The organism is Bradyrhizobium sp. HKCCYLRH2047 (genome assembly GCF_051168175.1).
In the GTDB taxonomy this organism is placed as follows: Bacteria; Pseudomonadota; Alphaproteobacteria; order Rhizobiales; family Xanthobacteraceae; genus Bradyrhizobium.
Map to the genome: position 1 here is coordinate 71,430 of NZ_JBNPUM010000014.1, position 12,095 is coordinate 83,524.

Consider the following 12,095-nt stretch of genomic DNA (forward strand, 5'->3'; position numbering starts at 1 on the left):
GCATCCGCCGGCGTCGAGCCTCGGACAGCCATCAGCAGGAAGCGTTGCACATGACCGTATCGATTTCGTCGAAGACACTTCGCGATCTGGCATGGAGATTTGGCCGCGCGAAGGACGGCCAGATCAGCATGATCTTCGCCATCACCATCATCCCCATCCTGGTGTCGGTCGGCGCCGCCGTCGATTTCGCCAAGTCCAGCGACACCAAGGCGCAGCTCCAGAAGTCGGTCGATGCCGCGGTCCTCGCCGGCGTGACCCAGGCCAGCGCGCAGCAGGTCTCGACCGCGAGCGCGGTGTTCTCGGGCAGCTTCAAGGGCCGGTTCGGCACCGGCACGTCGGCGACCTTCACGCCCAACGGCGACGGCTCGCTGTCGGGCACCGCGACGACCACGGTGAAGACCTCGTTCCTCAATGTCATGGGCACGACGTCGCTCGGCGTGACGGCGTCCGCTACGGCGAAAGCCGGTGCGCAGGCCAGGTCGCCGGTCTGCATCCTGCTGGTCAGCACCATCAACGCGCAATCGTTGCTGGTGAATTCCGGCGCCCAGCTCAATGCGCCGAGCTGCGAGGTTCACGTGCTGTCGACGCAGAGCCCGGCGGCGATGTTCAACGCCACGCTCAACGTCAAGCGCATCTGCATCAAGGGCACCAACATCACCAAGAACGGCGGCGTCACCCCGCCGGCCGAGACCGGCTGCGCGGCGATCGCCGATCCCTTCGCCGGCAAGCTGCCCGTCGTCACGGTGGGCGCGTGCACCACCAACAACAAGGTCTATGATCCCGGCTCGGTCACGCTCAGCCCCGGCGTGTATTGCGGCGCGACCAATTTCAACGGCTCCGGCACGCTGACGCTCAATCCCGGCCTTTACATCATCAAGGGCGGCGCGATGACCTTCAATTCGGGGTGGACGGTGACGGGCAGCGGCGTCACCTTCTACCTCGTCGACCAGAACGCGACGCTCACCTTCAACGGCAACGTCAATGCGACGCTGTCGGCGCCGACCAGCGGCACCTACGCCAACATCCTGATGTACGAGCCGTCAGGCCTGTCGACGACGAACCTGCCGATCAACGGCACCAGCAGTTCGTCCTACACCGGCCTGATGTATCTGCCGAGCCGCAACGTCACCATCAACTCGGTCTCGACCATGAGCAGCAACAGCGTCACGATGGTGTTCAACACGCTGATCCTCAACCAGACCAACTGGGCGATCGCGCCCGGCGCGCTGTCGATGTCGGCGACCAGCGGCCAGGCCGGCACGGCGTTTTTGTCGAAGTAGCTTGCTGCATATGAGGCACGCTCCAGCCGCAATGACGGTGCGCCCCCTCTCCCCGTTCTTCACGGGGAGAGGGGTGGGGTGAGTGGCAGCCGCACGAGCGGTTTGAGTCGATAGCCTCCACCCGTCTCACCTGAATCACAGAGATTCGGATCACATCACGAACGTCCTCACGCCAAGAAAGAACGGACCTAACAACTAAGACTTCTTGTGTGGCTGCCCCGTGGCTGCCCCTCACCCCGACCCTCTCCCCGTAAGAACGGGGAGAGGGAGCGCACCAGTCGTTGTTCTTGCAGCGTTGTTCTTGCAGCGTCGCTCCTGCAACATCGCTCAAGCGGATCGGTGTCCCGACGGTTCTAAAGCACACCGCTGAACCTGCTCTGCTCCTTGAGGCCGACGCCTGCCCCGCGCGTCCACAGCCCGCGGCAAGACCCCACGTCATCACGCCCCTCACACCTTTGTCACACACTCTCCCTTGACACCCAGCGCGACTTGAGATGATGTTATGTTATAACATAACGATTGAGGCCGCATGCCCGTTCGCCGGCACCGACCCCTTCCCCTGAAGAGGCTGTTCGATCTCGATGCGCAAACTCCCCGTCACGGTCTTGTCCGGCTTCCTCGGGGCTGGGAAGACCACTTTGCTGAACCACGTCCTGAACAACCGCCAGGGTCTGAAGGTGGCGGTGATCGTCAACGACATGAGCGAGGTGAACATCGATGCGGACCTCGTTCGCGATGGCGGTGCCAATCTGTCACGGACGGATGAGCAACTGGTCGAGATGACCAATGGCTGCATCTGCTGCACCCTGCGCGACGACCTGCTGAAGGAAGTCCGCACGCTGGCCGAGAGCGGTCGTTTCGACTATCTCGTGATCGAGGCCACCGGCATTTCAGAGCCGCTGCCGGTGGCGGCGACCTTCGACTTCCGCGACGAGCATGGCATGAGCCTGTCGGATGTCGCGCGCCTCGACACGATGGTGACGGTGGTCGACGCGGTCAACCTGCTCAAGGACTATTCGTCGTCCGACTTCCTGACTGACCGCGGCGACCAGTTCGACGGCGATCGGCGCGCGCTGGTCGATCTGCTGGTCGAGCAGATCGAGTTCGCCGACGTGATCGTGCTCAACAAGGTCGACGATGCCAGCAGCGATCAGCGCGACGCCGCGCGCAAGATCATTCGCGCGCTCAATCCGGACGCCGACATCATCGAGACCAACCAGGGCCGTGTGCCACTGGAGCGCGTGCTTGCGACCGGGCGCTTCGACTTCGACCGCGCCCAGCAGCACCCGCTCTGGTACAGCGAGCTCTACGGCTTCGCCGACCATGCGCCGGAGACCGAGGCCTATGGCGTGACGAGCTTCGTCTACCGCGCCCGGCGGCCGTTCATTCCGGCCCGCTTCGACCGGTTCCTGCGCGAATCCTGGCCGGGCGTGATCCGCGCCAAGGGCCATTTCTGGCTGGCGACCCGGCCGCAATGGCTCGGAGAGATCAGCCAGGCCGGCGCCATCGTCCGCACCAGCGCGCTCGGCTTCTGGTGGGCTGCGGTGCCGCAGAAATTGTGGCCCGAGGACCTCGACTGGCGCACGCGCATGCTCGGGCGCTGGGACGAGGTCTATGGCGACCGCCGCCAGGAGATCGTGTTCATCGGCAGCAACATGGATGAGGCGGGCCTGAGCGCGCGGCTCGACGCCTGCCTGCTGCCGGGGAAGCCTGCGATGGATGTCGCCGCATGGGCGCGGCTGTCGGATCCGTTTCCGGTCTGGCGCCGCGCCGACGAGGCGGCCTGATCGGCATTCATCCGAACTGCGGCTCGAGACAACGAACCGCGAGACACACGCGCGACAGTCGCCCCTGCTTCGCGTGTGAGAGGGAGGGCGGTATAGCCACTCCCTGCCCGGCGGAGCCGTCGCGAGACGGCTCCGCCATTTCCTTGATGGCTACGGCTTCGACTCGGCGGGATCGCGGTGCACCGGATCGATCCACAGCACCGTCTCCGGCTTCTCGACCGGCTCGATGTCGATGTTGATCGCGACCGCCTCGCCGTCGCTGCGCACCAGCACGCATTCCAGCACTTCGTCCGGGCTGGCGTTGATCTCCTGGTGCGGCACATAGGGCGGCACGAAGATGAAGTCGCCGGGGCCGGCCTCCGCGGTGAATTGCAGCCGATCGCCCCAGCGCATCCGCGCCTTGCCCTTGACGACGTAGATCACGCTTTCGAGATGGCCGTGATGATGCGCGCCGGTCTTGGCGTCCGGCCGGATCGTGACGGTGCCGGCCCACAATTTCTGCGCGCCGACGCGCGCGAAGTTGATCGCGGCCTTGCGGTCCATGCCCGGTGTCGACGGCACGTTGCCATCGAGCTGATGACCCGGAATGACGCGGACGCCGTCGTGCTTCCAGCGCTCGTCGCCGTGATCGTGGGAATGGCCGTGCGTGTGATCGTGAGAGCCTGACATGATTTTCTTCTTCTCGGATTCTTGTGTTCGGAGGAACCGGCGCGATTGTAGTCGAAATGCCGCATCGGCGCCATTGCGGTTCCACGCGAACCTTTTCGCAACGCCCGCGTTGAGTCCGCACAGTTCACACACACAATGGAGAGACATCATGGGTGCGACCATGGACAAGATCAAAGGTGCGACCAACGAGGCGATCGGCAAGGCCAAGCAGGGCATCGGCGAAGCCACCGGCAACGACCGTCTGCAGGGCGAAGGCGCGATCCAGGAAGTGAAGGGCAAGGGCCAGCAGGCGCTGGGCGATGCCAAGCAGGCGACCAAGGACGCGGTGAACACCGCCGCCGGCGCTGCGAACAAGAACCTCTGAGCAGGATCGGCGCGGTCGCTGAGGTCGCGCGATGACGATCTCCAGAAACTAACAAGACCGGCCCCTCGCGGGCCGGTCTTCGCGTCGTTGTTAGTTGACGATGAATAGCAACTATCGGCGTCCCAACCGGCGCCTATGAATGCGCCCTCTCCCCTTGTGGGAGAAGGCATGCAGGACAGCCCCCACAAGCTTCGTTGGGTGAGGGGTATCTCTCCCCGAGCGTCGCTCGCCGAAGGATACCCCTCACCCTATAGCGTTCGCGGATGGGCAGGTGATGTCCTCTCCCACCCTGGCGAAGCTCCGCTTCGCCTTGGGGGAGAGGACGCTGTATCGCACAGCACGCTTGCTGACCGAACCGCCCTCACTCTCCCAGACCTACTTCACGCCCAGCAGCTCGACGTCGAACATCAAGGTCGCGTTCGGCGGGATCACGCCGCCGGCACCGCGTGCGCCATAGCCGAGCTCGGGCGGAATGATCAGCGTGCGCTTGCCGCCGACCTTCATGGTCGCGACGCCCTCGTCCCAGCCGGCGATCACGCGCTTCATGCCGATCGGGAATTCGAACGGCTCGTTGCGATCCACCGACGAGTCGAATTTCTTGCCCTTCTGACCGTTCTCGTAGAGCCAGCCCGTATAATGCATCACGCAGGTCTGACCGCGCGTCGGCGTCGCGCCGGTGCCTTCCTTGGTGTCGATGATCTGCAGTCCGGAGGGAGTGGTCATGGTCTTTCCTGTCGGTTGGGCGGAACTGGTCTGGGCCGCGACCGCGCGGGAGCCCAGCACGACACCGGCCGCGGCCGATGCCGCCATCATCAGCGCAACTCTTCTGTTCATCGGACGCCGCATGCTCCAGACCGCCTCTGCTCGTTCACGGGAGCCGCGGTTTAGCCCAAGCGGGAGCGGCTGACCAGCCCGGCATCTGCTTCCGAAAAAAATAATCCTATTGCCAATAATCGGAAATCATGATTATCTCCGCGCATCCCGCCTCACCGCAGAGGGGCGTAGCGCGCGATCGTCACGACACGCGAGGCGGGGTGCGATGGCCGCGAGAGATCGCAGCATTCTCTTCGACGAGGATGCGGACGAACGATATCTTGCGGACGTGAAGTCGCAGCGTCCTGACACCCCGACGCTGGTGTCACCCGCGCGATGCGCAAGCATCGTCGCGGCATGGTGGCCAACAAGCCCGGCGCACCAGGGAGACTGCGTATAAGCGTGAAGACCGTCGCGCAGGGAATGCCGGAGTGTTCGGCTTTGCCTGTGGTACCTGCCGCCTGCATTTTTTTCGCAGGCGGGCCATGGGTGAGGCCTTCACCCGGCATTCCCTGCGCCCTCTGCATGATTTGCGAGGGACGTGTTCGATGCATCACTCGGGCGAAGCTCGCCGCGAGATCACGTCCTCATGTCTTCAACTCGATCGCTGTTTGAATCGTAAATCCGCCAAACCCACCGCTGTCGTCCCGGACAAGCCGTGACGCGCGCCAGCGGGTCGCGGCGCCGATCCGGGACCCATACGCCGCGGCGGACGTGATGGGCCAAATGCCCATGACCAATTTGCCTCAAACCGCTCCCTGGGGGTATGGGTCCCGGCGTTCGCCGGGACGACGATGGAGTTGGTTGAGACAGACACCCGCCATCCTCGCCGACGTGTCGGACGAGCCGCGGCGCACACGAGCGCTGCGCCGAAGCTGACGCCATGCTTCGCGGGACGGCGCCCGCCTCACCCCATCGCCAGCACCGCGACCGACAGCAGCGCCAGCATCACGGTCGAGCTCAACAGTTGCAGCGATCCCTCGGGCTGCGTGCGCCAGCGCAGCACCTTGTCGGCGAGGCCGAGCGTTGCGTCGTAGAACTCCGCCGCGTAGGCCTGCCTGAGCATGCGCTGAAAGCGCGGGCCTGCCGCCGAGGTCATGAGCACGTGGATGATGGTCGCGCTCGCGACGAAGCCGATGATCCCCGGCCGCAGCGCGGTGCAGTGCGCGAGCTTGAGGATCAGCGCGGCGCCGGCGTAGGTCGGGATGGCCTGGAACAGCGCGGTCAGCGCCATGCCTTCGAGCCAATTGAGCAGCGCCGCCTTCGGCGCGGAGGTGCTGGGGGAGGCGACGGTGAGCATGGCCTGGACATCCGGTTGCGGCGGCCCTCGGCGAGGACCAGACCGCTCCCGTCTAGCCGCCACGTCCGGCGCGGACCGTGAGACCTGTCACGCCGGGCACCGTCTCCGGGCCGGTGCGGAGGCACGCCGCAGACGAGCGGCGCGCCGCATCGACTAGGTCCGGCCCTGCCCGTTGACCTGGCCCTGCTGCTGCTGACGCTCCTGCTCCTTGGCGCGGTGACGGCCGTAGAGACAGCCGGCGGCGGCGCCGAGCACGCCGTGATGACCGGCATAATGGCCGGCGACGCCGCCGACGATGGCGCCCTTGATGCACCCCTTGGCCTCGGCGGCCTGCGTCGACAGCAGCGCCAGCGCTGCGACCGAGGCGGCCAGCATGGTCTTCGTGATCGACATCGTCATGATCGAGCTCCGCTTGGATTGGTGCGGGGTAACGGCGACGCCGCGGGCCGGTTCCCGGCTCGCAACCGGCATGACGCGTTGCGCGAACCTTGTCGCGCGCGGTGATGACCCAGAAGCTGAGAGATCAGCTGGATGAGCTGAGAGACGCCCCCCAAACATGATCGTGACGCGATCACCCGCCAAGCTTCCGTTCACCGTACCGGCGCATAGAGCTGGCCGACGGTTACACAGGTGGTTGACGGCCGCGCGCCGGCATCTCCAGAACGACATCGCCGACGCGGGTAGTCCCGTCAGTGGAGACAGGATGATCGAGCACATCAACAAGCAGCGTGTGCGCAGGCTGCTCGAGGCCCATGCCGCCGGCGATTTCGACAGCGTGCTGGCGCAGTGCACCGACGACATCGAGCACTTCGCCTCGGCGCCGATCGACATCTTCCCCCATCTCGGCCGCCGCCGGGGCAAGGCCGAGGTGCGGCAGATGTGGGAGACGTCCCGCAGCCGCTATGCCGAGGTCCGGCACGAGATCAAGACCATGATCTGCGAAGCCGACCAGGTCGCCGTCGATCTGCGCATCTTCCTGCGCAAGCGCGACAACGACCGCATCGTGCAGTACGACCTCGCCGCCTTCTATACGCTGCGCGACGGCCGCGTCGCCCGCATCCGCGAGATCATGGACACCTACGACCTGGTGCAGCAGGTGCTGGAATGCGATCTCAGCCGGCTGCTGATCGCGGGCGCCGCCCGGCCCTGACGCCGGCGCAGCCGTGGCCGACGACGGGCCGAGCCTGCCGATCACGCAAACGTCACCGACGGCTGCTGCATTGCCTTGAACCTGTGGCCCCGGCTCCGCACCCCATCAGCGGTGGTATACGGGGCATCGGTGACATGAGAATAGCATTCCTGGCGATGGCCGGACTGGTGATGGGCGTCGTCGGCGGCGCGACGATTGGAATCGGGCTTGGACTGGCCTGGATCGAGCTGTTCAACACCAGCGAGTTCGAAGGCTATGCGGGCATGCTGGTGTTCTTCACCTTCATGCCGCTCGGCGCCCTGATCGGCGGTCTCGCCGGCGCGACCCTGTTCGGCCTGGCCGCCTTCCGGGAGCACGAGGTCGCGATCGCGCAGCAGCGGTTGCAGCACGAAGGACGCTGACGGCCCCGGCGCCCGCGCGCGGGACCGGTAGCGGCGCGCATTTGTGCAATGCAAAAACAACCATTGCGCGCGCAGGTGGTTGATTTATGTGAGGCGTAAGAGAGATAGATTCGGCGCCCCGGCGCGACGTCGTTTCGACGTCGCCTCAAGGCCGGCGCGCCCCCTCGCAAGCCAGTTCAGGATCCCGACCCGATGACGGAGCACAGCCTCTGGCGTCTGTCGCGCGCATTGCATGGCGCGATCAACGACCGCCATTTCGACGATTTCGCCGCGCTTCTCGACGACGACATCGACTGGGCCATCTACGGCCCGATCGACATGTTTCCCTTCCTCGGCGCCCGGCACGGCCGCGCCGCCGTGCTCGACGCCGTCAGGCAGATCGCCGAGCATGTGAGCATCCGGCGGATCGAGCGCGAGACCCTGATGCTGGACGAGACCAGCGCGGCGACCATGGTCCGCTGCGCGATGACGGCGCAGGATTCCGACAAGCCGATCACGGCGCGGCTCGCGCAATTCATGCAATTCCGCGCCGGCAAGCTCGCCCGGCTGCGGATCCTGATCGATACGTTCGACCTGGTCGAGCAGACGCTCGGCCGCCCGATCGACCTGCCGCGCATCGGCAGCTTCGCCTGAGCCGCCCTGCCTGTTGGATTGTGGTCACAGTCACCGGCAACCCAACACATCGTGACTGGCGCAGCCATAATTTTGCGCCAAGATTCCACCATATTCCGGCACACAGGTTCGGGCGGCGGGGGTTGCTCTCATGACATCGTATGGTTGCGCGCTGGCGGTTTTCACGGCCGGCTTCGGGCTTCTTGCGTCCGCCGCCGATGCGCAGACGCTGATGCAGGCGCCGCAGCCGCTGCAGATCGCGCCGTGGCAGCAGATCGCGCCGGAGCCCGAGGACGAGGACAAGTCCGAGGACCAGGTGGCGGCAGCCGACCCGATGCAGGACATCGACGTCGAGAAGCTCGACTGGAGCCAGCTCGCGATCGACGACACCACCTTTCTCGACCGTCCCGAGGCCGCTGCCGCGGCGAAGCGCAAGGCCGCCGCCGAGAAGGCCGCCGCGCTCGACTGGTCGAACCAGAACAAGGGCAGCCTTGCCTCGGGCGTGTCGGTCAAGCAGTCGGTGTCGCCGTTCTGGGACGCCCGCGTCGGCGCCGACATGACGGTCGCGCGGCAGCCGACCACGATGTCGGAATTGCTGGCGGAGAAGGCCGAGAACGGCGGCAATGCTCCGGAGTCCGGCGGCTCGGCCTGGGCGGCCGTCACCGCGCCGGGTGCCGGCGCGATCTGGGACAAGACCGCCATCGAGGCCCGCGTCGATCCCGGCTCGGATCAGAGCCGGCTCGGCACCACCATCACCAAGGCGGTGCCGATCGATCACTACAATCTGACCCTACAGAACGGCTACAACGTCACCCAGCAGGGCATGGTGCCGATTCCCGGCGCGGCGCCGAAGACCAGCCGCAGCTTCGACACCGAGCAGTCCGCCAGGCTCTCCATTGGCGACACCGGCACCAGCGTCACCGCAGGACAGACCTTGTCGTCGGGCGACGACAAATGGCTGCGCAAGGTCGGCGCCGAGCAGAAGCTATCGGATGGTCTCAGCGTCTCCGGCTCGGTCAGCGAGACCGCGCAGGGCGGCACCAGCAAGAGCATCTCGGCCGGCTTCAAGCGGAGCTGGTGACGTTCACCATTGCGGCAGCCCGCCACGAATGATCGAACGATCGCCGCAGCTTCGCCGCGGTGCGGCCCAATTTGGCCGCACTGATAGGCTTTGAGAAGTTCGTCGTGCGGGGACACCGCGCTCGCTTGAACGCGAAATGAGGAATTAGCCGATGAATGTCATTCGTCCGGACAAGATCGATGGAACTGAAGCCGAGCTGGATACGGATCTGGCGGCGGTCTCCGAAGTCGAGGCCGGCATTCGTGATTTCGTCCGTAACGATATCGCCTATCTGCGCCGTCCCAATGCGGCCGCCACGGCCGAGGCCTCGATCGACGCCGATGCAGCGGTGAACAGCGTCACCACGCTGATCCAGCGCGTCGCCGGCACCTCGCTGTCGGAGATCGAGAACCTGATCGGGGAGCTCGAGAGCCTGCGCGAGCTGCTGCATGCCGAGGGCCAGCGGGTGCAGCGCGAGATCGCGAGCTATGCGCAGCTCAGCCAGGCGGCGATGAAGTCGACCCGGGCCATCGCCGAGAACGTGACGCAGTGGAAGCGCGCCGCCGACGGCCTGCGCAGCAGCTGATCGTTCTTTCCGGAGCTTGAAGCGGACCGCCGTGCGAGCCATCGCGCGGCGGTCTTTGCCTTTGCAGCGCCACGTCCTTGAACGCGCCGCGGCCCTCCCGCGACCAGCTCCCGCCGCTCTCGCGGCGGGCAGGTTGCGTCAGGGGGGTGTCGCTTTCATGGAAACGATCCGGCCGGACGACGCCGATCCGATTCCCCTGAGGCCTGAGCCTCAGCGGATCGGGATCATCATGGTCCGCTTCGTCGGATTGCTGCTGGTGGCCATGGCGGTCATGGTGCTCATCTGGAGCCGCTAGACCGCCTCTGCGAACAGGACCGCCCGGTCCTGTTCTGGTTAACGAGTAGTTAAGGCGCTACTCGTTGATCGTCGCTGACGTCTCCAGCGAGTAAGAACCGTCGGCATAGCCCTTCACGACCATTCCCGTCGCGAGCATCACCGCGAGCGTCACGCTGGCAAAGATAAAGCCGAGGAGTTTCAGACCACCGCGATCTGCCATACTCATCCCCCACATCCTGATCCCTGATTGGCTGTCTTATAGAGTCCGAGTTCAGAATGCGTTAGCGCGAACTTCGTTCCGTGCCGACAATCCTACGAAGCGTGACCTTTTCGCCTCAACCGTTGTTCCGCCTCGGGACAAAGGCCGACGCAAGCACCGAGAACACCAGCTCGCCGCGCTGATTGATGCCGGTGTTGCGCGCTTGCAGGATGCCCCATTCGGGGCGCGAGGCCGACGCGCGAAGCGAATCAATCTCGCTCGAGAAGCTGATCGTATCGCCTGCAAGCACCGGCTTGTGCCAGCGCAGCTCACGAAAGCCGGGAGAAGGACCTCCGAGAACGACCGGCTCGCCGCGCGAGCGCGCGATCTCCAGGAGACGCTGGTTGTCTGCGACGATCAGCTTCATGCAGACGGATCCGACGTGCCATCCCGATGCCGCGAGCCCGCCGAACAGCGATCGGCGGCCCTCTTCCTCGTCGAGGTGAAAACGCTGCGGATCGAATTGAACGGCGAACCGCTTAATCTCATCGGCCGTAAACGTGTAGGAGCCGAGCTCGCGGCGCTGGCCAACCTGAATATCCTCGAAGAAGCGCATCAGCCCACCTGCCCGCGGCTCTCGCGGCGCTCGACGATGATCGGAGAGACCATCTCGCAGAGTCTCAAGCCCGCCTCGTTGCGCACGCTGCACCTGAAGGTGACGATCCCCGTCGACGGACGGCTCCGCGACACCCGCGCTTCCAGAACCTCCACATCGAGCATCAGCTCATCGTCAGGACGCAACGGCGACAACCACCTGACCTCGTTGACGCCCGGCGAGCCGAGCGAGGCGGTGCGGCCGATGAAGCCGTCGAACATCATGCGCATCATCAGCGAGCAGAGGTGCCAGCCCGAACCGGACAGGCCCTTGAGCATCGACTGCGAGGCGGCCAGTTCGTCCAGATGCATCGGCTGCGGATCAAACTCAGACGCGAAGGCGATGATCTCATCGCGGGTGACGTGTCGCGGGCCGAAGCTGCCGAACGGGCCTTGCGGAAAATCTTCGAAGGTGAGGGTCATGAGGTTGGGAATGGCTGAAAGAAGCCCGATTGTGGCCGCACTTTGCAGCAATCACAACCGGGCCGCTCGCATGGCTGACGCCCGGTCCAGTCGCAAGAGAGTGCCAGAAGGCGCCATATACCGGAATGAATTCGGCTGCCGCCGATGCCGTCTGGCGCGCAATTCGAGCACGACTTAAAGACGGATTTGACGACCGATTCGGACGTGGCCGGGGGATCAGGATGTTGGAATTTCGCGATTTGTTCCAGTGGGACCGCTTCATCACGCCCACCATCATCAAGACGTTCTATTGGCTCGTGATTGCGCTGATCATCCTGTCGGGAATTCGCGGCATTTTCACGGGCCTCTCCGAGATGGCGATCAGCCCGTTCGGCGGTTTCCTGATGCTGCTGTCGTCCCTCGCCGGCATCATCGTCGGCATGGTGTTCTCGCGCATCATCGCCGAGTTCGTGCTGATCGTCTTCCGCATCAACGAGCACCTCGGCGCAATCCGCGAACAGGGGCGGATGTAGCCGCCATGC

The 12,095-nt window shown here is 65.1% G+C and carries 17 protein-coding genes; 10 read left to right on the top strand and 7 right to left on the bottom strand.

What is annotated here, in order from left to right:
• Positions 1 to 50: 50 nt before the first annotated feature.
• Positions 51 to 1,280 carry a TadE/TadG family type IV pilus assembly protein gene (locus tag ACQR1D_RS27320; RefSeq protein ID WP_434839120.1) on the top strand — a complete coding sequence of 410 codons (1,230 nt, stop codon included), beginning with the start codon at positions 51 to 53 and terminating at the stop codon, positions 1,278 to 1,280.
• Positions 1,281 to 1,861: 581 nt separating this feature from the next.
• Positions 1,862 to 3,067 carry a zinc metallochaperone GTPase ZigA gene (gene zigA, locus ACQR1D_RS27325; protein ID WP_434839121.1) on the top strand — a complete coding sequence of 402 codons (1,206 nt, stop codon included), beginning with the start codon at positions 1,862 to 1,864 and terminating at the stop codon, positions 3,065 to 3,067.
• 150 nt (positions 3,068 to 3,217) lie between these two features.
• Here zigA and ACQR1D_RS27330 read toward each other — a convergent pair whose 3' ends face one another.
• The gene (locus ACQR1D_RS27330; protein ID WP_316217385.1) at positions 3,218 to 3,736 is read right to left on the bottom strand and encodes a cupin domain-containing protein; all 519 of its coding nucleotides are present in this window, start codon (positions 3,734 to 3,736) and stop codon (positions 3,218 to 3,220) included.
• A 148-nt stretch (positions 3,737 to 3,884) separates the two neighbouring features.
• On the opposite strand from ACQR1D_RS27330, the gene ACQR1D_RS27335 reads away from it, so the two are divergent.
• Complete coding sequence (locus ACQR1D_RS27335) at positions 3,885 to 4,100, top strand: CsbD family protein (protein ID WP_315802709.1); 216 nt, start codon at positions 3,885 to 3,887, stop codon at positions 4,098 to 4,100.
• 375 nt (positions 4,101 to 4,475) lie between these two features.
• Here ACQR1D_RS27335 and ACQR1D_RS27340 read toward each other — a convergent pair whose 3' ends face one another.
• The 3 genes from ACQR1D_RS27340 to ACQR1D_RS27350 all read right to left on the bottom strand — a co-directional run bounded on the left by ACQR1D_RS27340 (position 4,476) and on the right by ACQR1D_RS27350 (position 6,588).
• Positions 4,476 to 4,934: an FKBP-type peptidyl-prolyl cis-trans isomerase gene (locus ACQR1D_RS27340; RefSeq protein WP_315802708.1), complete on the bottom strand. Its 459-nt coding sequence runs from the start codon at positions 4,932 to 4,934 to the stop codon at positions 4,476 to 4,478.
• An 886-nt stretch (positions 4,935 to 5,820) separates the two neighbouring features.
• Complete coding sequence (locus tag ACQR1D_RS27345) at positions 5,821 to 6,213, bottom strand: hypothetical protein (RefSeq protein WP_316237600.1); 393 nt, start codon at positions 6,211 to 6,213, stop codon at positions 5,821 to 5,823.
• A gap of 153 nt (positions 6,214 to 6,366) precedes the next feature.
• Positions 6,367 to 6,588, bottom strand: a complete 222-nt coding sequence (locus ACQR1D_RS27350; protein ID WP_315714380.1) for a hypothetical protein — start codon at positions 6,586 to 6,588, stop codon at positions 6,367 to 6,369.
• 328 nt (positions 6,589 to 6,916) lie between these two features.
• Here ACQR1D_RS27350 and ACQR1D_RS27355 point away from each other — a divergent pair, with 328 nt between their 5' ends.
• The 6 genes from ACQR1D_RS27355 to ACQR1D_RS27380 all read left to right on the top strand — a co-directional run bounded on the left by ACQR1D_RS27355 (position 6,917) and on the right by ACQR1D_RS27380 (position 10,317).
• A complete protein-coding gene (locus ACQR1D_RS27355) occupies positions 6,917 to 7,363 on the top strand; it encodes a nuclear transport factor 2 family protein (RefSeq protein ID WP_316237601.1) in 447 nt (148 codons plus the stop codon).
• 134 nt (positions 7,364 to 7,497) lie between these two features.
• Positions 7,498 to 7,764, top strand: a complete 267-nt coding sequence (locus ACQR1D_RS27360) for a hypothetical protein (protein WP_315803283.1) — start codon at positions 7,498 to 7,500, stop codon at positions 7,762 to 7,764.
• A gap of 192 nt (positions 7,765 to 7,956) precedes the next feature.
• On the top strand, positions 7,957 to 8,397 hold the full coding sequence (locus tag ACQR1D_RS27365; protein WP_315803282.1) for a nuclear transport factor 2 family protein: 441 nt from the start codon (positions 7,957 to 7,959) through the stop codon (positions 8,395 to 8,397).
• A 130-nt stretch (positions 8,398 to 8,527) separates the two neighbouring features.
• Complete coding sequence (locus ACQR1D_RS27370; RefSeq protein ID WP_315803281.1) at positions 8,528 to 9,457, top strand: hypothetical protein; 930 nt, start codon at positions 8,528 to 8,530, stop codon at positions 9,455 to 9,457.
• 151 nt (positions 9,458 to 9,608) lie between these two features.
• Positions 9,609 to 10,022 carry a hypothetical protein gene (locus ACQR1D_RS27375; protein ID WP_315714086.1) on the top strand — a complete coding sequence of 138 codons (414 nt, stop codon included), beginning with the start codon at positions 9,609 to 9,611 and terminating at the stop codon, positions 10,020 to 10,022.
• Between the two features lie 157 nt (positions 10,023 to 10,179).
• The gene (locus tag ACQR1D_RS27380; RefSeq protein ID WP_434840243.1) at positions 10,180 to 10,317 is read left to right on the top strand and encodes a hypothetical protein; all 138 of its coding nucleotides are present in this window, start codon (positions 10,180 to 10,182) and stop codon (positions 10,315 to 10,317) included.
• Between the two features lie 57 nt (positions 10,318 to 10,374).
• Here the strand turns inward: ACQR1D_RS27380 and ACQR1D_RS27385 are convergent, their stop codons facing one another.
• From ACQR1D_RS27385 to ACQR1D_RS27395, 3 genes are all read right to left on the bottom strand, one after another.
• A complete protein-coding gene (locus tag ACQR1D_RS27385; protein ID WP_315714401.1) occupies positions 10,375 to 10,524 on the bottom strand; it encodes a hypothetical protein in 150 nt (49 codons plus the stop codon).
• A 109-nt stretch (positions 10,525 to 10,633) separates the two neighbouring features.
• Positions 10,634 to 11,113: a MaoC family dehydratase gene (locus ACQR1D_RS27390; protein ID WP_434840242.1), complete on the bottom strand. Its 480-nt coding sequence runs from the start codon at positions 11,111 to 11,113 to the stop codon at positions 10,634 to 10,636.
• Complete coding sequence (locus ACQR1D_RS27395) at positions 11,113 to 11,574, bottom strand: MaoC family dehydratase (RefSeq protein ID WP_316237660.1); 462 nt, start codon at positions 11,572 to 11,574, stop codon at positions 11,113 to 11,115. The genes ACQR1D_RS27390 and ACQR1D_RS27395 overlap by 1 nt, the downstream gene beginning before the upstream one ends.
• A 221-nt stretch (positions 11,575 to 11,795) precedes the next feature.
• On the opposite strand from ACQR1D_RS27395, the gene ACQR1D_RS27400 reads away from it, so the two are divergent.
• On the top strand, positions 11,796 to 12,086 hold the full coding sequence (locus ACQR1D_RS27400; RefSeq protein WP_315714083.1) for a DUF4282 domain-containing protein: 291 nt from the start codon (positions 11,796 to 11,798) through the stop codon (positions 12,084 to 12,086).
• The last annotated feature ends 9 nt before the right edge of the window (positions 12,087 to 12,095 follow it).